This is a genomic window from Algoriphagus vanfongensis DSM 17529 (assembly GCF_000429465.1).
GTDB lineage: Bacteria > Bacteroidota > Bacteroidia > Cytophagales > Cyclobacteriaceae > Algoriphagus > Algoriphagus vanfongensis.
On record NZ_AUBX01000018.1, the window covers coordinates 83157 to 103067 of the forward strand.

19 protein-coding genes are annotated in these 19911 nt (G+C 43.0%); 6 read left to right on the plus strand and 13 right to left on the minus strand.

Annotation, left to right across the window (positions count from 1 at the left end; translation table 11 throughout):
* Window positions 1-47 precede the first annotated feature (47 nt).
* Complete coding sequence (locus G460_RS0118560; protein ID WP_084421435.1) at window positions 48-1283, minus strand: Bcr/CflA family efflux MFS transporter; 1236 nt, start codon at window positions 1281-1283, stop codon at window positions 48-50.
* A 279-nt stretch (window positions 1284-1562) separates the two neighbouring features.
* The gene (locus G460_RS0118570) at window positions 1563-3446 is read right to left on the minus strand and encodes a CocE/NonD family hydrolase (protein WP_026956763.1); all 1884 of its coding nucleotides are present in this window, start codon (window positions 3444-3446) and stop codon (window positions 1563-1565) included.
* 223 nt (window positions 3447-3669) lie between these two features.
* Here G460_RS0118570 and fahA point away from each other — a divergent pair, with 223 nt between their 5' ends.
* The 3 genes from fahA (at window position 3670) to G460_RS0118585 (ending at window position 7481) form a co-directional block, all read left to right on the plus strand.
* Complete coding sequence (gene fahA, locus G460_RS0118575) at window positions 3670-4941, plus strand: fumarylacetoacetase (RefSeq protein ID WP_026956764.1); 1272 nt, start codon at window positions 3670-3672, stop codon at window positions 4939-4941.
* Between the two features lie 228 nt (window positions 4942-5169).
* Entirely contained in the window at window positions 5170-6690 is a 1521-nt protein-coding gene (locus G460_RS0118580; protein WP_026956765.1) for a hypothetical protein, read from the plus strand.
* A 65-nt stretch (window positions 6691-6755) separates the two neighbouring features.
* Window positions 6756-7481, plus strand: a complete 726-nt coding sequence (locus G460_RS0118585; protein ID WP_035464764.1) for a Dph6-related ATP pyrophosphatase — start codon at window positions 6756-6758, stop codon at window positions 7479-7481.
* Between the two features lie 26 nt (window positions 7482-7507).
* Here the strand turns inward: G460_RS0118585 and G460_RS0118590 are convergent, their stop codons facing one another.
* Both G460_RS0118590 and G460_RS0118595 read right to left on the minus strand, forming a co-directional pair.
* Window positions 7508-8920 (minus strand): alanine/glycine:cation symporter family protein, encoded by a 1413-nt coding sequence (locus tag G460_RS0118590; protein WP_026956767.1) that lies wholly within the window; start codon window positions 8918-8920, stop codon window positions 7508-7510.
* A 351-nt stretch (window positions 8921-9271) separates the two neighbouring features.
* On the minus strand, window positions 9272-10180 hold the full coding sequence (locus tag G460_RS0118595; RefSeq protein WP_026956768.1) for a sugar phosphate isomerase/epimerase family protein: 909 nt from the start codon (window positions 10178-10180) through the stop codon (window positions 9272-9274).
* A 286-nt stretch (window positions 10181-10466) separates the two neighbouring features.
* Between G460_RS0118595 and G460_RS0118600 the strand changes: the two genes are divergently transcribed.
* On the plus strand, window positions 10467-11126 hold the full coding sequence (locus G460_RS0118600; protein WP_026956769.1) for an FAD-binding oxidoreductase: 660 nt from the start codon (window positions 10467-10469) through the stop codon (window positions 11124-11126).
* Window positions 11127-11139: 13 nt separating this feature from the next.
* On the opposite strand, the gene G460_RS0118605 is transcribed toward G460_RS0118600, so the two are convergent.
* From G460_RS0118605 to G460_RS0118635, 7 genes are all read right to left on the minus strand, one after another.
* A complete protein-coding gene (locus tag G460_RS0118605) occupies window positions 11140-11814 on the minus strand; it encodes a hypothetical protein (RefSeq protein ID WP_026956770.1) in 675 nt (224 codons plus the stop codon).
* 125 nt (window positions 11815-11939) lie between these two features.
* Complete coding sequence (locus G460_RS0118610; RefSeq protein ID WP_026956771.1) at window positions 11940-13187, minus strand: DUF4153 domain-containing protein; 1248 nt, start codon at window positions 13185-13187, stop codon at window positions 11940-11942.
* 31 nt (window positions 13188-13218) lie between these two features.
* Complete coding sequence (gene creD, locus G460_RS22195) at window positions 13219-14574, minus strand: cell envelope integrity protein CreD (RefSeq protein ID WP_051316118.1); 1356 nt, start codon at window positions 14572-14574, stop codon at window positions 13219-13221.
* 43 nt (window positions 14575-14617) lie between these two features.
* The gene (locus tag G460_RS0118620; protein ID WP_026956772.1) at window positions 14618-14944 is read right to left on the minus strand and encodes a hypothetical protein; all 327 of its coding nucleotides are present in this window, start codon (window positions 14942-14944) and stop codon (window positions 14618-14620) included.
* Between the two features lie 53 nt (window positions 14945-14997).
* Window positions 14998-15291, minus strand: a complete 294-nt coding sequence (locus tag G460_RS0118625; RefSeq protein ID WP_026956773.1) for a winged helix-turn-helix domain-containing protein — start codon at window positions 15289-15291, stop codon at window positions 14998-15000.
* Between the two features lie 2 nt (window positions 15292-15293).
* Entirely contained in the window at window positions 15294-15902 is a 609-nt protein-coding gene (locus G460_RS0118630; RefSeq protein WP_026956774.1) for a hypothetical protein, read from the minus strand.
* Window positions 15903-15996: 94 nt separating this feature from the next.
* Window positions 15997-17067 carry a BamA/TamA family outer membrane protein gene (locus tag G460_RS0118635; protein ID WP_026956775.1) on the minus strand — a complete coding sequence of 357 codons (1071 nt, stop codon included), beginning with the start codon at window positions 17065-17067 and terminating at the stop codon, window positions 15997-15999.
* 122 nt (window positions 17068-17189) lie between these two features.
* On the opposite strand from G460_RS0118635, the gene G460_RS0118640 reads away from it, so the two are divergent.
* Together G460_RS0118640 and G460_RS0118645 are read left to right on the plus strand one after the other, a co-directional pair.
* On the plus strand, window positions 17190-17789 hold the full coding sequence (locus G460_RS0118640; protein ID WP_026956776.1) for a hypothetical protein: 600 nt from the start codon (window positions 17190-17192) through the stop codon (window positions 17787-17789).
* On the plus strand, window positions 17786-18214 hold the full coding sequence (locus G460_RS0118645; RefSeq protein ID WP_026956777.1) for a hypothetical protein: 429 nt from the start codon (window positions 17786-17788) through the stop codon (window positions 18212-18214). Before G460_RS0118640 ends, G460_RS0118645 begins: the two co-directional genes overlap by 4 nt.
* On the opposite strand, the gene G460_RS0118650 is transcribed toward G460_RS0118645, so the two are convergent.
* Together G460_RS0118650 and G460_RS0118655 are read right to left on the minus strand one after the other, a co-directional pair.
* Window positions 18208-18573 (minus strand): DUF4260 domain-containing protein, encoded by a 366-nt coding sequence (locus tag G460_RS0118650; protein ID WP_026956778.1) that lies wholly within the window; start codon window positions 18571-18573, stop codon window positions 18208-18210. The genes G460_RS0118645 and G460_RS0118650 overlap by 7 nt on opposite strands.
* Window positions 18574-18716: 143 nt before the next feature.
* On the minus strand, window positions 18717-19874 hold the full coding sequence (locus G460_RS0118655) for an esterase (protein ID WP_026956779.1): 1158 nt from the start codon (window positions 19872-19874) through the stop codon (window positions 18717-18719).
* Window positions 19875-19911: the final 37 nt, after the last annotated feature.

Below are 19911 nucleotides of genomic sequence, written 5' to 3' on the forward strand. Positions count from 1 at the left end.
TATATATGAAGATTGGATTTTAGGTCCTATTCCAGTTTCGTCTGCTATTAGTTTCCCATGCTGGGACTTGGATATTTTCTACTGATTGAGCCTGGGATTTGCTGGTCAGATTTAAGGATGATAAATCCGGCCAAGGCGCAAGCAGCCATTCCCATGACCATCGGAAAAGCTGTGCCATCATGGAAAAAGCTAACTACAGCTGTCACAATTCCGCCGATTGCCATTCTCAAACTTCCCAAAAGAGCGGAGGCACTTCCGGCATTTCGAGAAAAAGGTTCCATCGAAAGAGCGGCAGTATTAGGTCCATTGAGTCCGTGAGCAGTCAGGAAAAGAAACATCAAGGCTACTAGTACATAGACATTGTACAGCTGGAAATAAGTACCTACGACCAAAACCAATCCTGTGATGACTTGATAGTTCAGTGAGAAATTAATGATCTGCTGACTTTTGAATTTTTTCAAAAGCAAATGATTGAGCTGCGTGGAGCCGATCATTGCGAAAGCCAATAGACCAAATATCCAACCATAAGTCTGCTCACTTACCTGATAGATATTCATAAATACATCAGCCGAACTCGCGATATAAGCAAAAGGAGCAGCTCCTGCCAGTCCGCCAACTAGCATGTAAACTAGAAATTGCCTGTTTTGCATGACCTCCCGATAATTGATCCAGACTTTTTGAGGTCTGAGAGAAATAGCCGGATCAGGATCAGCTCCATCGGGCAAAACATAGATGGCCGCTATCCAAATGATCACAGTCAGCAAAGCCAAAATAATAAAGACCCAATGCCAATTGTAAAATGCGGTGACATATCCACCCAAGGTAGGAGCGATCATCGGAGATACTGCGATCACCAAGGTCAAAAGTGCCAAGACTTGGGCAGTTTTTTGAACAGGAAAGATATCCCTCACCATGGCTTGGGCGCAGACCATTCCTACACATCCTCCCAAAGCTTGGAATAGACGCATGATGATGAGGTTTTCGACGGATTGGGAAAATGCGCAACCTATCGAAGCCAATACATAAATACCCAGTCCAATATATAGCGGTTTTTTCCTGCCATATTTATCCAAAAGCGGTCCGTAGAAGAGCTGTCCAATAGCAATGCCCACAAGATAGGCAGTCAGAGATAATTGGATTTGGGAAATGGGCGTGCCCAGATCTCTGGCCATCTCAGGAAAACCTGGCAGATACATGTCTATGGAAAATGGACTGATGGTACACAGTGCCCCTAAGACCAAGACAATAGTAAAGTACGTTCGCTTGTTAAAAGTATTTTCCAAAATCAAAAGGCTTGAAATTTCCGATAGGTATTCTGGGCTAACAGGAGTGTCTGGCGCAAAGTTCGTAAAAAATGAAAAGAAATTTTAAGAAAAATATAATGAAACTGCTTGAAAATTAGTGTTTTGTAAAATCTCAGTTTTATTCTATCGATTGCATGGGCTTTAAAGCAAGATACTTTGGAAAGGCGAGTTTTTTTCAGGGGATTAGATGGAAGAAAAAAGGCCAAAGTTTTTTAAGACTTTGGCCGGATGTTTCATGAGTGATAATTCTTGATCAGACTACTTGATCATCGGAAGCACGATTCTACTTGGATGAACCCCTCCATGATGAATGGAGTTGGTGGCAATCACTCCTTCGCTTTCATCGTAGTTATTTCCTCCTGTATTCAAGTTTCTATCAAATCTCGGGAAGTTGGAAGAGGTGATCTCAATCCGGATTTGATGACCTTTTTCGAAGTAATTGGAAGTACTCATGGGAGTCATTTTGACTTCATAGACTTTTCCATCTTCCATGAAAACTTCCTTGTCATAGCCTTCTCGATAGCGAACTCGCTGGATTGTTTCATCCAAATTGTAAGCTTTTCCATCAGGATAGACATCGATGAGCTTGATCGTCACATCGGTGTCTTTGGCATCGGAGGAGAGATAAAGATAACTTTCAATAAATCCGGATATTTCAACACCTTCATCCAAAGGCTCGGAAGTATATACCAAAATATCATCTCTCAGTTCCATCTCCGATTGGTCGAATGAGCCGCCTTGTACGGCATTTCCGGTACAGCAGACATTCCCCCCGTAGGAATTCACCGGATTCATGGGGTCATAAGTGAAGGTGTCTTGGTTTTGTTTTTTTGGAAGTTTGCTGACCAACTTTCCATCTCCATTTCTGGTATTGGCGCTGCCTTCAGAATCTAAGTAAAAGGTCGTCATTTTCGCAGCTGCTGGTGGCCATACATCGGAGGACTGCCATTGGTTGGTGCCCATCGTGTAGTAGGTCACTTTTGGCATCTTGGAGATCTCTCCTTTGTCTTCACTTTTCAGCCAAAGGTCAAACCACGCCGTGATGATCTCATCATATTCATAACGAGCATCTCCTACGCTTCTTTCGCCTACGATCGTGTTTTCAGTAGCTCTGGTGTAAGAACAGTGAAGTACTGGAGCAATGATCAAGTATTGATTGTCCCGTGCAGCTTGGGAAACTGCGTTTTCTCTCACGTGATTGTAGAGAGCCAAATTGGGGCTGGTGGATACATCGTACCAGGAGACGAACCAAAAACTTGGCTTGTCAAAAGGCATACTGTCATGATACAATCCTCCCTGATACCATCTTGGATCATTTGGCTTGCGAGTGATCATCTCTTCGTAGATACCATTTGGGCCATTGACATTGTTGATGATATCGGAGACGGGAAGGTGGGAAAGACCTTCTTTCCAGTCCACTCGCGGATATTCGGGTGCCATGTCGTAGAATCGCTGCAATCTCAAAAGATCCTCCTGAGCAATTCCTTTCGGAAGTTTTGGAGCCAACGGGTCATGTTGCGTACCATAAAGCCATGCTGTGAAAAGCATCTGTCCCGCACCACCACGGTACCAGTTGCCTTGCTCGTAAAACTCTCCGATTCTACCTACACCTGCTCCGAATCCTTGAGGAGCCATCGCCGCATGGGCCGGATGATTCAGGGAAGCTGCTGCCATTTGCCATTCGGCAGTGGAAGAGCAGCCTAGAGTTCCTATTTTTCCATTGCTCCAGGCTTGCTTGGCCATCCAGTCAAAAGCGTCATAACTATCAGTCAGCGGAGTGCCTAAAATATCCCATTCTCCTTCGGAAAAGAATCGCCCTCTTTCGTTTTGGACCACATAGGCATAGCCTTTTTTGACCCATTCCAGTGCAGTTTGGAGTGTTCTGATCCTTAGTTCTCCATCTCCATAAGTATTGAAGTTGTAAGGAGTTCTGGAGAAAATGATCGGGACTTTTGCATCTCCTTTTGGACGGTAGATATCCGTGGCGAGTCGATTTCCATCTCTCATGGGCATCATGATTTTTTGATCCACGATGGCCACTTCCTCCAATTGATCTAGCAATGGAACTTCTTGGGCATAGAGCCCACAAGAAGCCCATAGGAAACTGAAAAATACAAGTGCGGGAATGAGGCGTAATTTCATGATAGGAATGATTGATCGGTGAAAAATAAAAAGAAGAATAAATCTTAGTTGTGGATAATTGATGAGTGGACGAATTAATATAAGTCGGGTGGCCTTTTTTCCATAGGAAATTTGTTGTTTTTTGGAAAATGAAAGGCTTGAAGACGTTCTTTGACAAGGGAAGATGTGCAAGATTTTTCCGTTTTCGGGCTAAAGACTACCTTTGGGGGCAGAACTATAAAACATGAGTGATAAATCGATGACTAGTCTTGAGACTTGGGTAGAGGTTCCTAAAAATTCAGACTTTACCATTTACAACCTTCCATTTGGGGTTTTCAAAAACAAGCGACTGTCAGCACGGATAGGGATAGCTATCGGAGACAAAATAGTGGATTTGAGTATCCTGGATCAAGAAGGTTTTTTCTCAGATATGTTTTTGCCAGAGGGCGTATTTTTGCAGGATTCTCTCAATGAACTGATTGCTTTGGGAAAAGTACAGACCCGAAAGATCAGAGAAAAAGTGCAGGAACTATTGCTTGCAGAAAATGAAAAACTAAGGGATCACTCAATTAGAGGCAAGGTCATGGTCAATCGTCGTGAAGCGGAGATGCTCATGCCGGTGAAAATTGGTGACTACACGGATTTTTATAGCTCGATGGAGCATGCTACCAATGTAGGGAAGATGTTTCGGGATCCCGAGAATGCCCTTCTTCCCAATTGGAAGCATTTGCCGGTAGGCTATCATGGCCGTGCATCTTCTATCATCCCTTCCGGTCAGGATATTTTCAGGCCCAAAGGACAATTCAAAGACGCTGATATGGATAGTCCAGGCTTTGGGCCGTCCAGGAGATTGGATTTCGAACTGGAACTTGCATTTATCACTGGCAAGTCGACGAAGTTAGGAGACACAATCTCCACAGCAGATGCGGAGGATTATATTTTTGGTTTTGTCCTATTCAATGACTGGTCTGCGAGAGATATCCAAGCATGGGAATATGTACCATTAGGTCCGTTTTTGGGCAAAAGTTTTGCGTCTTCTATCTCTCCGTGGGTAGTCACGTTGGAAGCGCTGGATTATTTCCGGGTGGACGGTCCTAGTCAAGACCCAGAGGTTTTACCCTATCTCCAATGTGAAAAAGCGCATAGTTTCGATTTGCAACTAGAGGCCTATATACAGCCCGATCAAGTCAAAAAAGCTACAAAAGTTTCTACTTCCAATTTCAAATATATGTATTGGAATGTCGCTCAGCAGCTTGCCCATCATACAGTAAATGGTTGTAATATCAATGTGGGGGATTTGATGGCGTCGGGGACTATTTCCGGTCCTTCGGAGGATTCCTTTGGATCTATGCTGGAATTGAGCTGGAAAGGTACCAAACCTATTAGACTGGATTCTGGAGAAGAGCGGAAATTCATCGAGGATGGAGATACGGTGATCTTGAAAGGCTTTGCCGAAAAAGAAGGAGTGCGGGTTGGTTTTGGAGAGCTGAAATCCAAAGTTCTACCATCCAAATAACATTGGAAAAATTCAATTCATAGCCCCAAAATAGGATTGTTTGGGGCTATTTTTATTTTTTGTTTTTAGATTTTTTATAATTGATTAACTTAAAACAAGTTGATTTTCAACATGTTGAGTTGATCCTGTTTTTAGATTTACTCAGGTTCCCAAGCTCTTTTGGGATTTGCATTTGAAGGCTCGCAATGAGCCCAATCTTTTTTTTATACCTATAACCCATCAAACACCATGGCAAAAATTAGAAATTTGTCCATCACCACTCCCATCTTGTTTGCGATGCCACTGAGGAGTGAATGGGCGTCCACTCCCATAGACCTGGCAGCTCCTCTTAGTTCAGGAGCTTGGGAAGATGCCGGGACTCTGAAATTTAGTAGAGGATATGTCCTCGCAAAGAATGACTCCAGATATCTGTATCTGGCACTGGATGTCATCCAAGATACCGGAAATGACCCCGGCACTGGAGACTATTTTTGGTTGAGTTTCGACAACAATCGCGACCGTGGGATCACAGCGAACGTGGACGTGAACTATGGAAACTATCCTGGCCAGCCCAATAAACTGGGAATTCAAAAATATCTTGGGCCGGGTCGCTGGACTGGCATAGCTGTACCGCCTAACTCTGAGGTTGTTCAGGAGTTTGGATCAAGTATGAACAGTGACGTGAGTCATCGAATCTGGAAGTTTAAAATAGAACTGTCAGAAATCAATGTTGCCTTATCTTGGCCTTTGAGCACTCCCTATACCTATTTTGGATTTCGGGTCAAATCCAGTAGTCCTGGGTTTACCACTGATTTTCCCGGGAATTTCTATCGAGATTTCAGCAAGCTCCGACAATTGATTCTTTCCCGGAAACCATCGATTCCTAGCAGTCAACTGGGTGAACTGATAGGAAGTGTAGGGCTGATACCCGCTGGGAAAAATTCCTCCAATCAGGATATCATCAATCAAAGCACAGGCCGTGCTACCACTGATGCGGGGTATTTCGTCAAAGTAGACAATGCGGCTTTTGGAGGAACGCTCAATCTCATCGGAAACCGGACCAAGCTACAGACTCTCTGGAACGCTAATAATAAAAGGTATATCGTCGAGATCGCACCTCCCGGTGGGACTTTTTCCAAGCTGATTTCCAATTGGTCCAACTATAGATGGTCGGGAAGCAACTATGTATTGGAGTCATTTGCGCCGAATTATTACGGGATCTATCAAATGGCCAATCCCGCTACTGATTATTCGATTGATGACCTTCTGATTCAGTTTCCGACTACAGCACTACTGCCAGGATTGTACTCTATCCGGGTCACCTTCTATGTGGGGAGCTCCAGTGCGGTAGCGGCATCGCAAGTATTGAAATTGTACATAGACAATCAGGTGCCATCTACGATCATCGAAAGTGTCAAGCATGGCTCTAGTGAAGTCTCTGCATGTGCGATTGAGACGATCGGTCCTGCTCCAGATGGAGTCAATTTCAAAATCACAGCACATGATCCAGAAGGAAATCTCCGAGCTGTCAGCTTCAGAGCTACTTATGGAGATGGATTGGCCACGACCATTTATTCTGAAAACTACAATCCATCGAGTGGCTTGTGGCAAGGGTTTACCAATCTTCAGGTACCCTCATCCGGTAATTGGAGGCCGCCTCAGACCTGCGCTTACAGTTTTGTGTTGACTGCTTGGGCGAGGACGACCAATGGCTACGGCTATATTGGTCACAATTCCACCCATAGAAATCTGACCTTGCTCTTAGGATAATGGTTTCCAAAGGAAAGCCTCCTGTGACAGGGAGGCTTTTTTAGTGGATTTGGATAGCTTTGGGGATGAATGCTAAAACCAAGACAGAAAGAATCCCTTTGTCCATGAGCTGGTCTGGCGGTAAAGATAGTGCAATGGCACTGTGGAAACTGCTGCATAATCCTGTCTATCAGGTAGTCAGGTTGCATACTACTTTTGGTGAAGAAACGAGGAGAGTAGGAATGCATGGTATTCCTGAGCATTTGATTGAGATGCAGGCAGAGGCTCTTGGACTGCCATTGGATAAGCTCTACTATCCTGCCAGTGGAGACAATCAGGCTTATGAAAAAGCCATTCATGCATATTTGAATCAGTTGCAGGGTTTAGGCATCAGCCATATAGCGTATGGGGATATATATTTGGAAGATCTGAAAGGCTATCGGGAAAAGAAGTTGGCTGAAAAAAGTTTCAATGCAGTTTTTCCTCTTTGGAACCAAAAGACTTTTGCCCTCATCGGAGAATTTTTAGATGCAGGATTCCGTACCAAAATTTGTGCTGCTGATGCAGATTTGATAGCTGAAAAATGGGTTGGACAAGATCTTGACAGGGACTTTATCGCGAGTCTACCTGATCAGGTAGATCCCTGTGGAGAAAATGGTGAATTTCACACCTACTGCTATGCTGGTCCTATTTTTCAAAAGGAAATAATGGTCAACCTAGAAGAACGCAGCCGCAAAACATATTCTTTTTTACTTTCCAATGGCGAAAAGGGAGAGAAGCATTTCTGGTTTGCGGATCTTAAAAAGGCCTAGCGATTTGCTAGGCCTTGGTGGGTGGTTTATTTGGTGTAGTGTTTTTTCATTGCTTCAAAATCATACTCTGGATCTTGTCCAGCTTTTCGTTTCGCACGGTAATCTTTGAGTGCTTCCAGAGCCGGTTTTCTCAAAAGAAGGATGGCGATAATATTCAACCAAGCCATCAAGCCGACACCGATATCCCCAAATGTCCAGGCTAATTCGGCAGTCCGTATAGAGCCATAGAAAGTAGCGATCAAGATCACTATACGTAGGAGATGAACTTGCCATGCTTTGCTTTTGTCTTTCTGCAAATAACTCAAGTTGGTCTCAGCGATGTAGTAGTAAGCCATGATGGTAGTAAAGGAGAAAAACATCAAGGCAATGGCAACGAATCCAGCTCCAATCGTTGGGAAATGGGTGGCTATGGCACTTTGAGTATATTCTGGTCCGATACTGATACCGGGTAGATTTTCGACTATGAATCCACCTTCTGGATCGACGACATTGTACTGACCGGTGAATAAAATCATAAAGGCAGTAGCCGTGCAGACAAAGAGCGTGTCGATATAGACCGAAAAGGCCTGAACTAGACCTTGCTTGGCTGGGTGGCTAACTTCCGCCGCTGCAGCTGCATGAGGGGCAGTACCTTGCCCAGCTTCATTGGAATAGATTCCACGCTTGATTCCCCAAGCTATTGCGGAGCCAAATACACCAGAGAATGCAGCTTCAGCATTGAATGCAGAGCCAACGATCAGTTTGAATACTGATGGAATTTCTGTGAAATTCATGGAGATAATCACCACTGCAATCAGGATATACCCCGCCGCCATGAAGGGAACGACAATTTCGGCTACTTTTCCGATTCGTTTGATTCCTCCAAAAATGATCAGTGCTAATAGCAGACAAACAAAACCTCCCGTGTATTCGACAGGGATATTGAAGGCATTGTTGACGCTGAGAGCGATACTGTTACTTTGGACACCAGGAAGTAGAAAAGCCATACTGCCCATCGTCACAAAGGCAAAAAGCATTGCGTACCATTTGATACCGAGGCCTTTTTCGATGTAGTAAGCGGGCCCGCCTCGATATTGTCCGTCTTTTACTTCTTTGAAGATCTGTCCCAGCGTCGCTTCGATATAGGCAGATGCAGACCCCAAAAAGGCAATCACCCACATCCAAAAGATGGAGCCAGGGCCACCCATGCCGATGGCTGTAGCCACACCTGCGATGTTTCCTGTACCGATTCTTCCAGAAAGGGCCAGTGCAAAGGCCTGAAAAGAAGAAACTCCTTTTTCTGAAGATTTTCCAGAGAAAAGGAGTCGGATCATTTCTGTAAAATATCTAAGCTGAACCAGCTTCGTCGCAATCGAAAAATAAATTCCGGCGCCAAGACAGAGTACGATCAGCGCATTGCTCCAAATCAGGTCGTTGATTGAGTAAATAAATTGCTCCATGGGTAGTATATTCTGGAAGGGTTTGTTTGGTGTTCCAATAATCCGATTAAGGATTGTATTTTTCTACTAAAGGCATCAAAGATATAGGCTTGAGCCAAAGTTGCCTATTTTTTTGAGACAAAAGGGTGTTTTTTCATGTGAGTACCAAAAGATTCCGAAAGAAAATAATCTCTATAGGATTCAATGATTTGTGAGAAAAAGTAAAACGGATCAGTTGAATCCTAATGAGATGTTAAATAATGAGTGGAAAGTATTATTCCTAGGGATAATAATTAGGTCTGGGTACTGAGAAACTGAACGAAAAAAGCCAGTCAAAATAGACTGGCTTTGAATATTGTAAAAAGGAGACGATTACTCGAATCCGATTTTTTTCAATCCTTCATGGGAGATCTTGATAGCTTCCATAGGGTCTAGGTCAAAGGTATTGTCCTGCTCCACCAAGTAGAACTCCATTCCTGATTTTTCTTTTTCGGCCAAAATTCTGGCAAAATCAATCGAGCCAGTGCCTACTGGAGCGAAGTTGCCTTCAGCATTCATATCTTTGACATGCCAAGCAATAAATCTACCTGGATATTTTTCAAAATATGCCAATGGATCTACTTCAGCTTTGGTCACCCAGAACAGGTCCATCTGGAAGTTCACAAACTCAGGATTGCATTTTTCCAAAAGCAAATCTTCGATGACTGTTCCGTCTTCAAGAGCTTTGAACTCAAAGTCATGGTTGTGATAAAGCAATTTGATTCCGGCCGCATGACACTTCTCTCCCAAAGTATCCATGATGTTTACTAGGTCTTCAGGCTTACCTTTCAATCCCATGGAGCGAGTCTCTTGGTTGAAAGTAAACATGCCCATAGGAGGGACAGGAATCACAAAGTATTCGATGCCTGCTGCTTTGACGTCAGCGATCAATTGATCTGCATTTTCCATGTTGACCATGCCCATGTGCGCACTTTTGGCAGTCAGACCGAGTGAAGCCAAGTAGTCTTTGAACTCCGCGGGAGTCATGCCATAAAATTTGCCGTCGGCATAGTTGGCAGCCTCTACGTAGGCATAGCCTGCATCAGCTACTGCCTGAAGCGTAGCTTTGGGATTGCTGGCCATGGAATCTCGAACGGTATAGAGTGCCAATCCGCCAAAATTGCTGACTTCAGTGCTGGATTCTTCTACGAGCTCGACTGTGCTATCGGTTTTGGGTCCACAGGCATTGATCCCGATCATCAGAGATAGGATCAAGAATAGGTTTAAGGTGATTTTTTTCATTTGGATCATTGGTTTATTGAAAAGGAAAGATATCTAATTCCTTTCAATTTTGGGCAGATAGTTTGATGAAGCGTCGGAGTAGCATGGAGGGCTATACTGATTTTATGTTTCTATACTTCGCTGTTCTGTAGATGAATCGTGTGGTAGGTACTTCTCAATTTGAGGAATGTGGAAGCGGTAATTGTCTGGAAATGTGTGATTAGAGCTCGCTAAGGTAGGTGTAGTTTATGGCTTGGGCTTTGGAATTATATAGGAGAGAACTTTAAATAACCAAACTACAACAACCATGAACGTGGAAATATTGAAAATAGAAAAGCTAACGCATGATGTGAAACAGCTGAAAGTGGAAAAGCCTAAGGGGTTTACATTTGTCCCAGGCCAAGCCACAGAAGTAGCTATAAAGAAGCAGGGTTGGGAGGAAAAGAAACGGCCCTTTACTTTCACTTCACTTCCAGAGGAGGATTACCTGCAATTTGTGATCAAATCCTATCATGACCATGATGGTGTGACGGATCGTATCGATCGATTGAAAATAGGCGATCAACTTATTCTCGACGATGCTTGGGGAGCGATCCAGTACAAGGGGAAAGGTGTGTTTATAGCTGGTGGTGCGGGAGTGACTCCCTTTATCTCAATTTTCAAATCATTGAAAGAGTCCGGTGAGTTGGCGGGTAATAAGCTGATTTTTGCCAATAAAACGGCTGAGGATGTGATTTTGGAAAGTTGGTTTCGAGAGATTCTTGGGGATGATTTTCTTTCCATTCTTGATAAAGAAGACTTGGAAGGTCATTTTCATGGGCGAGTAGACAAAGAATTTCTTGAGAATCATGTGGATGACTTCAGTCAGCAATTCTATGTATGTGGACCGGAACCCATGATCAAAGCTGTAAACCAAAACCTCGAAGAGCTAGGTGCTGATGCAGAGGAGATTGTGTTTGAGAAGTGAGGGAAGGAATGGTTTATTTTATATCAAAGCCATTTAGAAGATTTAGAATCAGAGTTTCATTCTTTTTCCAAACATTTTCACTAGACCATGTAGTAAATTGAACGGATCCTCGATCATCAGAATAATAATATGAATCAAAGATGAAAGTGATTCCAGAATAGTTTGCTTTTAAAACACCTCTTAATAAATCTTTATCATTAACTATCCGAGATTCAATTTTGATGACCTCTACTGTAGCACCGGTATTTTCTTCCATAGTATTTTTGGCAATTTTGAGAAGGGTTTCTTTTGCAATAGGAGTTTCTTCAGAAATTACCACTGACCAGATGTCAGTTTTTCTTGCTTGAAAAGCAAATTCTGCATCTTCGTTTAATTCACCGGCAGGAACTCGTTTCCAAATGGCTTCATCATAAAATATATCAAAGAATTCCCATTGGTTAGAAATGGATTTTGATGAACTGTTGGGAGTATAAAATGGAGTAGTAACAGGTTCAATTTGCAATTGGAGGTCTAAAAAAGCCATGGGGGCATTTTGGGAGTTTTGATCTGATAATTCATAACTCCACGTTCCATTATTATATACATAAATAGTATCTCCACGCTCGGTTACAGCCTTGATTTGAGCTTGGGCAAAACCTATTATACTTATGAAAAGAAAAGTTGCGAAAACAATTTGACGCTTTAACATTGAATAGAATGATGTATATGAATTGCGAAAATAACTTTTAGTAGGATTGTTTCTTTAGGTTGATGAAAAAAAAGATTAGCTCCGGTTTCCGATGAAAAGCGAAAACCGGAGAAAGTCAGTTGCTTTTATCTAAACCCAAATAGTATGGGGAATAGAAAAACGATAATCACTGTCCAAGTAAAATAAACCGGTAGGTAGGCAGCGATGCTAATCCCGACTTTTTCTAAGGAAAGCTTTCGAGTGACCAAACCCCAAAGTGATTTGCCTACAATTATCAAGTGAATGAGCATCAGTACATTGACGCCGAGCACTGCCAGCCTGTTTGGGGTGATTCCCCATTCTGATATTCTGAAGATAATAGCGGATAGAGCGATCCCATTGACGAGGATAGTGACAATCGATAAGGCCAGTAGAATCCAGTTGCCTACAGCATTTTTTGAGGATGATTTTTCAGCGATCGAAAAGAAGATCAATGCCTTCACTCCGACAAGAAGTAAATTGAAAATCAATAGGAATTCACGGTCATTGTAGGGGTCTTTGCCAGTGAACGCAATAGCTCCGAGATATACGATCAACATGATCAAAACCAAAGGACTGAAAATTTTGGCGATCACAGGAGAGACCTTGTTGACTAATTGCGGATTGGTCTGAGTGAGGAAAGCTGCAAATGGAGGGATGGCAGCTGCTCCGAAGATCAGGATGTACTTGGTGTAGAAGTCTACGATATTCAAACCGATCAATTCAAAAAGCCCAATAGTCAGGCCTGTCAAGGCCATTCCCGATAGTCCCAATACAGCCCCCATGATGATAGCGTCGCCGTTGAACCTCAAGAAGGCTAGCCTGCGGGACATGTTGAGCCAATCATTGCCTGAGAAAGCAGCTCCTAGGACTCCCCAAAGTAACAAGGGAAGATGTATGCATGCCAAGATCAAGGTGTCGCTTTCTTTGTTGGAAGGTAGAAGATTGATGTAGATCCAGGAAATGGTTGTGGCAATGCCCAGGACCAAAACTTTGCGTTGCGAGAGTTGATTTTTCCATGCAAAGAATGCTGCCAATCCCGGAAAGACTAAGAATGCAAGGTTTCTTGGATAAAAGAATTCCTCATCTACCGTGAAAATTTCAGGGAATTTGGCAATAAAGCCAGCCAATAGAGAAATAATGATGATAAATGTAAATTCCTTTTTGGTGCCCCAAGATATGCCGTCGGATTCATAGTTCAGGCGCTCATTCCAGACTTCAGCGAGGATAGGATGCCCTGCCTGTATTTCGGGAAGCGCTTCCGCGAAAGCAGTTTTAAAACTGCTTTTGTTTTTTCGATAGAGTTTCTCCAGTTCAGTAGGAGAATTGAGATGGGAAAGGATTAGGTCTTTCATAGTATATCAGTACTTGATGAATATAAATATTTTAAGCCTCACTCAAAACAGGCGAATTGTTGTTCCAATTGATTTTCCGAGAGATGTACATCGTGGTCGCCAAGGCAACAAAAAGACCCACACTTCCAAGTAGCAAAGCGAAATCTTGTTGCTTGATAATCACAAATATGAAAGTGTAGAATACTGCAAGGATGATAGTGAAAATGGCCGTTTGCCTGAATTTTGGAAAAAGAGTTTTGGCATAAAGTCCAAGCAAGCTCACTGTGGCAATCGTAGCCGTCAAATAGGCAAGGCTAAATCCAATATGCTCAGACAAGGCAATTAGCAAAGTGTAATAGAGGACTAGGGCAAAGCCAATCAAGGTGTATTGGGCTGGATGAATGCTCTTTTTGGTAAGGATTTCCATCATAAAAAGTGACAGAAAACTCAAGACAATGATCAATAAAGCATATTTGGTCGTGCGAATGCTTTGCTGGTATTGATCTGCCGGATTGACCAATGAAAGTCCGAATGTGCTGGATTCAAAGTTGGGGATAGAGCCGATAAACTCCTGTCCAAAAGGCCTGTTGAAGTGAAGAACCTTCCAGCTACTTTCAAAACCGCTATCTGTGATATTTCTGGTTTCGGGTAAAAACTCACCTTGAAAGCTTGGATTTGGCCAATTGCCTGATAGACTCAGGTTGGTTGTTTTTCCCAATGGAGCAATGAAGAAATCCTTGCTTCCCTTGATATCCAATGTTCCAGAGAAATTCAATTCGGAGTTATTCTCAGGATTTAGAACCAAATTGACAAGCAGTCCTTTTTGGCTGGTTTTGAAATCAGTGAAAGGTTCTGGAGATAATTCTTCATTGTTCACGAGCAGCTTTGTGTCACCACTGATTCCTCTTAAATCACTAATTCCTATCAGGATACTTGCTTGATCCCATTGTACATTTTCTGGTAGAATGTTCAGTTTCTCTAATGTCAGCGGGAGGAATTTTGCCGAAAAATTAATCTTATTCGTATAGACTGCTACATCAAAAATGCCTCGATGTAAAGATTCTGTTTCCAGGTTTCCATTGATTTCCAATTGATCAGGTAGGAAATAGGCGGTATTGAGTTCCTTGATGATTTTCTTTTCACCCTTGGTTTCAATTTCTCTTAATTCATAATAAGGTAAGCTGATGTAGGGACCCGTGATAGTTTGATCTCTGGACCATTTTTCACGGATTTCATGTTCAGCTTCTTCCAGTCTAAATTGCCTTTCTACAATGAGATTGGTGGTGTAGGATTGTGGAATGAGCAGAATCAGCACAATGAACCCAATGACTAAAAGTTTGATGCTTGAGGAATTGGATATCCAATCCTGAAAATTTTTAAAAGCGGAGTTGTTAGATGGTGTTTCCATTTTTTGTTTTTGAAAATGTTTAAAGTGGTTTAGGTAAAGTTTTTTAATCCCAATGTCCGGTGATACTGAATGCCAGGACCGAGAAAAGCCAAAGGCAGATGAAGTAGATGATGCAGCTGAAAATCAATGCAATGAGTTTTTGATTGCCTCTTGGAAACCAATGGAAGCCCATCATGTAAAAGAAAATGCCTCCAAATGCACCTCCTATAGGGATGATCACAAGTGGCAATGCCATCCAGAGTTCGTAAGAGTCTCTATTGGCAATGATCAGAAAGATCAGCAAAGCGCTTGGGATAATTGCTCCCAGAAGGGCGGGGAGGAGAAGGGACTTGGGATCTAGTCCAAGTATAGATTTCAATTGATTTTTCATCGTTTTAGAGTTTTGAAAGTACTTTGAAATTCAAAGTGAATAGATAAATTTTTTTAGGTTTTGTTTTCTTTGATCAAATTTTCGAGGAAATCCAGATGTGCCTGAAATGCGTCTTTTCCGGATTTTGTGGCCGAATAGTTGGTTTGTGGTTTTCTGCCCACAAAGCTCTTTTCGACTTGGATATATACTTGCTTTTCCAGATTCCGAAGATGTGTGGCCAGATTGCCATCTGTCACGTCCAAGAGCTCTTTGAAGGTGTTGAAATCCACCTGTTCATTGACCATCAGGATGGACATGACACGCAGTCTTACGACATTTTCGAAAGCCTTATCGTAATTCCCCTTCACGCTTACCGATCGTATTTGTAGTACATCATGGCGCCATAGATGATATGTGCCATTCCAAACCCTGCTGCCCAACAGTAAATCCCGATTTCAGGAAAAAAGCCTGCGATCAAACCTATCATCAACTGGATAAGACCCAGATTTTTTAGTTCGCTTATCGTAAAGTGTGAAGCATTGATCAATCCCAATCCATAGAATATCAAGGTGGTAGCTGGGATCAGATTGAAATAGCTCTCGTGAAGTAGGGCAAATGAAAACAACCCACCCGCCAATACAGGAATAAACAAAGCACTCATAAATCGTTTACCGGCAGAAGACCAGAATTTATTGGCTGTTTTCTGGCTCTTTTTCTGAGAGAAAATATAACCCGTCACCAAGGCCAGAAGCAAAACGACTAATGCCAAAATCAACAATCTGTTCATCAAGGCTCGATGATCCAAAGCACTGGCTAAACCAAGCGTTTCGGGACCTTCTATCCAGTACCACGCCATGCCAGAGCCGATCAGGGCGTAGATGCCTGCCATGACTCCGGATAAACCACTGAGAGAAAGAAAGCGTGTGCTCCGCTCCATCATGGACTTGATGTCCGCTAATTCTTGTTCTGGTTTTCTCATTTTAAAAGTACTTTGATATACAAAGTAAATGAAGATTTTTGAATTCAAATCGACTTGAAAGAATTTTTTAGAAAAATTTTGATTTGAAAACGTATTAGAAAGACTCGCCGATTCTAAAGTAAAAGCCCCAATCGTCCTTGCCCACAGCGGCATCTAGACCGATATTGAATTTGACAGATTTAAAGGCTCTATAGCGATAGCCGATTCCTCCTCCGGGGTAGAGCTTCCAGTCAAAAGACTCGGTGTCTGAGCCATAGATTGTGCCCATTCCAAAGAATCCAACCAAACCCATTTTCGGGTTCAGATTGTATCGATATTCCGCCTGTGCAGCGATCAGACCATCTCCTCTATATTTCCCCTCAGAGTAGCCGCGGATGTCTTTTCCTCCCAAAGTCACCTGCTGCTCGAATGCAATGTCTCCCAATCCAAATTTGCCTGCAAATCTCGCTGCCAGGACATCTTCTCCATTTCTCATGGAGAAGTATTGGTTGTACTCCATATTGACTTTTTGGGCTTCGACATCATTGCCAAACCAAGTTGGAAAACTGATCCATTTGAGATTGGATTTGATACCTTCGGTGGGATAGTACACATCATCTCTATTGTCGAACAGCGTGGTGATCTGCAGGCCGTTGGTTTCCACAGTAGAAGCTGGCTGTACATCGTCCTCATATTCGGTATAGTGATGCGCATAGGAGTAATTCAAGCCAGCATAGAAGTGCGGGATTATTTTTCGTTGAAATCCCACCATCACAAAGGTGGTTTTGGTGCCGTAATCGTAGAAACCGGGAGCATCAATGTCATCCATGTAAAACTGGGAAATGTGGTCGCCGGTCATACCGAAAGCTACAAGCCTCCATCTATCCTCGTCGAGATAGATCTTATTGAAAAAAGATACAAAATAGGACTTGTTGGTCGTGTAGACAGCAGCTACGCCGGAGAGTGATTTGGGTGAAATCGTGTCTTGTGGATTGAGCCTGTACATTCCCATGGGGATGACTCCGATCATGAATTTCAGATTTCGATTGTAGCTCATGTAGGGCATGATACTGAAGTCTACTTTTTTGGCAACTATGGTCGTGTCGCTAGCCAGGCTGTCAGTCTGCTGGGAATAGGAGGCGATCGACAGGGAGTATATCAAACAAATGGCAAGGAGATATTTCATCGAAAAGTAATTTGAGAAAATGGTTCACCTAAATATACACATAATGAGGGGCCAAGGAATTTTATCTATCAAAGAATAGAAGTATGAGGTTTTTTTTGTGCGTCGACTAAGTAGGAAGGGGAATGTGGGACTTAAAGTTTTTGAGAGAGAAAATAGAGCTTACCTTTGCGGCTGATTTGAGAACAAAAACATTCTACAGTCTTTTGCTTTTGATTGCAGCGATGCAATGCCTCTACGTGGGTGCCATAGTTTACGAGCATTCACATCGGCTGGAGGTCTGGCTTTTCGTATTACTGTTTTGCTTTTTGATAGCCTCTTTTTTTCAATCCAGGAAGAAACCGTATACAGTCGATTTCGATTCTTGGAGAGTGGCTATTTGGGTGTTTTTTGGATCTTTGGGTACTTGGTGGCTAAGAGAGCAGGGGATGGGAGTTGTCATGGCTGCAGCCACGATGGGTCTGATAGGATCTTCGTTTACTTTGATCCCGAGAGCCCAGTCTTATTTCAGGCAAATTTCTGCTCCCGTTTATTGTGGGGCATTTATAGGGATGACCAGTGTCCAGTCTGACCCTGTTTTTTTATTGCTGGCATCGACATTTACCTTGGTTCTTTTTGTGATGGGCAGATCGCTGATTCAGGGCGTCGGGGGCAAATTGGGGACGTTGGCTTTTATCGGTGTGATCTTAGCCTATGGGGTACATTATAGTTTTAAGTGGATATGATGGAGGGTTTGTTGGTGACGTGTGTGGCTACCGTGTCTGCTGGTTTGACTTATTTCATTCATACGAAGTGGAGACTGAATCCTGTTTTGGTTTCTGCTGCAATAGCTCTACTTGTTTCATTGTTTTGTGAGTCTGTTTCTGGAGGTGGAAGCACACTTATCGAGGCGATTCCTTTTGTCTCTTTAGGTGGTACTTTCGTGGGCATGAGCGCCAAGAAAAAAGTAAAATCTATCTATCCGATATTAATAGCGGGTTTTGTGTTTTCTCTTCTTTTTATCAGGTCCAGTAGTTTGTTTGAGGGTTTTGGTGGTGCGCTGGGTTTGTCGGCTTGCATTTCCGTTTTGGCAGTCACTGGCATGCAAAAAGTGCTGAAAAAAACGAGAGTCACTGTGCACAAGAGAAAACTGCGGAAGAGTTCTTATTGAGATTGTGCTGGTTTTTTAAGGTTTCCCAAGTGGGTGAAGTGAAAGCCTTTTTCATATTTCAGGCCATAACCAAAGATCCTGTCAAATGCTGCATGTGAAAAGAGTATAATTCCCGCTAGTGTCAAGGGAATGCTCTCCAAGAAATATCCGGAGAAATACAAGACGATGGCGAGACCGCGATGATGCAACAGGTTGTAGGTCCAGGCTCCGGCTTTTTCATGAATCAAATATCCCAGCATCCCGATGTCCGGCAAGAAAAACAAACCCAACATCCACCACCACGAAAGTCCAGTCAAGTGAAAGGCAAAGGATCCAAGGACAAATAGACAGATTTCTTCTAGTTTGAGCAGAGTATTCATCACCATCTTGTTTGTTTGTTGAAGCTATAAAAGTATCAGTCTGAGTTTATTTGAGGTTACTATTTCTTTGTTTTTTTGAAACAAAAAGCGCGACTCTATATAGAATCGCGCTAATGGACAATAGGAAGATTGGGGACTTAATATCAAAACAACATTGGGGCAAAAAGCACCAAATAATCTCTCCAATTGGCCCAAGTATGACCGCCTTCGCTTTCATGGTATTCATGTGCTAGGCCTGTTTTATCCAAAATGGACAAGAGTCTCTTGTTGGACTCCATGACAAAATCAGTTTTGCCGCAGGCTACCCAATATTTGGCGACTCCGCTATCTTTCAATGCATTGAATTTTTGTTCCAATTCTGCCATGTCGGCATTGGGGTCAAAGATGCCGCTACTGAAGACTCCGATATAGTCAAAAGTGCCCGGGTAATTGATAGAAGCCGTGATTGTATGACCACCACCCATAGATAGGCCAGCGATAGCTCGGGAAGATTTATCAGATTTCACCCGATAGTTTTTTTCGATATATGGCACTACATCTTCGACCAGACTTTTCTCAAATTTCCCCGCCCACTGCATGTAGGTTTCACGTGTAGGAGGGCTGACTCCCGGTGCTTGGGTCAAAGTTGAGCTTTGCCAAGCATTCCCATTGGTCATCACTACAAGCATAGGCTTGGCTTTGCCAGCGGCGATCAGATTGTCTAGGATCAGGTTGGTTCTTCCCAAAGAAGACCAAGCATCTTCATCCCCGCCAGCTCCATGAAGGAGATACAATACCGGATAGGATTCGCTGCTGGATTCGTAGCCAGGAGGAGTGTATACATACATTCGGCGCTTCATATCAAGAGAAGGTGAATCGTACCAGACTTTAGAAAGAGTACCGTGTGGCACAGGGTTTTGCTGAAACACCTCGGCTTCTTTGCCTGGGATCATCAACAAACTAGCATAGCGGGTACCATCGCGCAGTGCATGTGGATTGGTGACATCAATAGCCGCTACTCCGTCGATGAAGAAATTGTAATGGTACATCGTGGATGCGAGGGGATCTATAGTCACTTCCCACACACCATTTTCGGTTTTTGATAGGGCAAGGGTCTCTCCGAAATCCATCCAGCTTCCATTGATAGTGACTTCATTGGCTTTGGGAGAGTAAACTCGGAAAGTGACTGATCTGTCTGGAGCAATAGCTGGAGACACTACTTGAGGTGCCTGCATGGCACTTATTTCCTGCGCATTGCTCCTATGGAAATGGAGTAGTCCCGCGTAGAGAAGAAAGAGGATTAAAGAGTGTTTGAGTTTCATGGTTTTGGGTTGATTGAGAGAAATCCTGTGCGCCTTA

What these genes read in the sequence shown, in the direction of transcription:
- G460_RS0118570 (WP_026956763.1), bottom strand. Translation starts at nt 3,446, where the DNA reads ATGAAATTACGCCTCATTCCCGCACTTGTATTTTTCAGTTTCCTATGG.
- fahA (WP_026956764.1), top strand. Translation starts at nt 3,670, where the DNA reads ATGAGTGATAAATCGATGACTAGTCTTGAGACTTGGGTAGAGGTTCCT.
- G460_RS0118580 (WP_026956765.1), top strand. Translation starts at nt 5,170, where the DNA reads ATGGCAAAAATTAGAAATTTGTCCATCACCACTCCCATCTTGTTTGCG.
- G460_RS0118585 (WP_035464764.1), top strand. Translation starts at nt 6,756, where the DNA reads ATGAATGCTAAAACCAAGACAGAAAGAATCCCTTTGTCCATGAGCTGG.
- G460_RS0118590 (WP_026956767.1), bottom strand. Translation starts at nt 8,920, where the DNA reads ATGGAGCAATTTATTTACTCAATCAACGACCTGATTTGGAGCAATGCG.
- G460_RS0118595 (WP_026956768.1), bottom strand. Translation starts at nt 10,180, where the DNA reads ATGAAAAAAATCACCTTAAACCTATTCTTGATCCTATCTCTGATGATC.
- G460_RS0118600 (WP_026956769.1), top strand. Translation starts at nt 10,467, where the DNA reads ATGAACGTGGAAATATTGAAAATAGAAAAGCTAACGCATGATGTGAAA.
- G460_RS0118605 (WP_026956770.1), bottom strand. Translation starts at nt 11,814, where the DNA reads ATGTTAAAGCGTCAAATTGTTTTCGCAACTTTTCTTTTCATAAGTATA.
- G460_RS0118610 (WP_026956771.1), bottom strand. Translation starts at nt 13,187, where the DNA reads ATGAAAGACCTAATCCTTTCCCATCTCAATTCTCCTACTGAACTGGAG.
- creD (WP_051316118.1), bottom strand. Translation starts at nt 14,574, where the DNA reads ATGGAAACACCATCTAACAACTCCGCTTTTAAAAATTTTCAGGATTGG.
- G460_RS0118620 (WP_026956772.1), bottom strand. Translation starts at nt 14,944, where the DNA reads ATGAAAAATCAATTGAAATCTATACTTGGACTAGATCCCAAGTCCCTT.
- G460_RS0118630 (WP_026956774.1), bottom strand. Translation starts at nt 15,902, where the DNA reads ATGAGAAAACCAGAACAAGAATTAGCGGACATCAAGTCCATGATGGAG.
- G460_RS0118635 (WP_026956775.1), bottom strand. Translation starts at nt 17,067, where the DNA reads ATGAAATATCTCCTTGCCATTTGTTTGATATACTCCCTGTCGATCGCC.
- G460_RS0118640 (WP_026956776.1), top strand. Translation starts at nt 17,190, where the DNA reads ATGTGGGACTTAAAGTTTTTGAGAGAGAAAATAGAGCTTACCTTTGCG.
- G460_RS0118645 (WP_026956777.1), top strand. Translation starts at nt 17,786, where the DNA reads ATGATGGAGGGTTTGTTGGTGACGTGTGTGGCTACCGTGTCTGCTGGT.
- G460_RS0118650 (WP_026956778.1), bottom strand. Translation starts at nt 18,573, where the DNA reads ATGAATACTCTGCTCAAACTAGAAGAAATCTGTCTATTTGTCCTTGGA.
- G460_RS0118655 (WP_026956779.1), bottom strand. Translation starts at nt 19,874, where the DNA reads ATGAAACTCAAACACTCTTTAATCCTCTTTCTTCTCTACGCGGGACTA.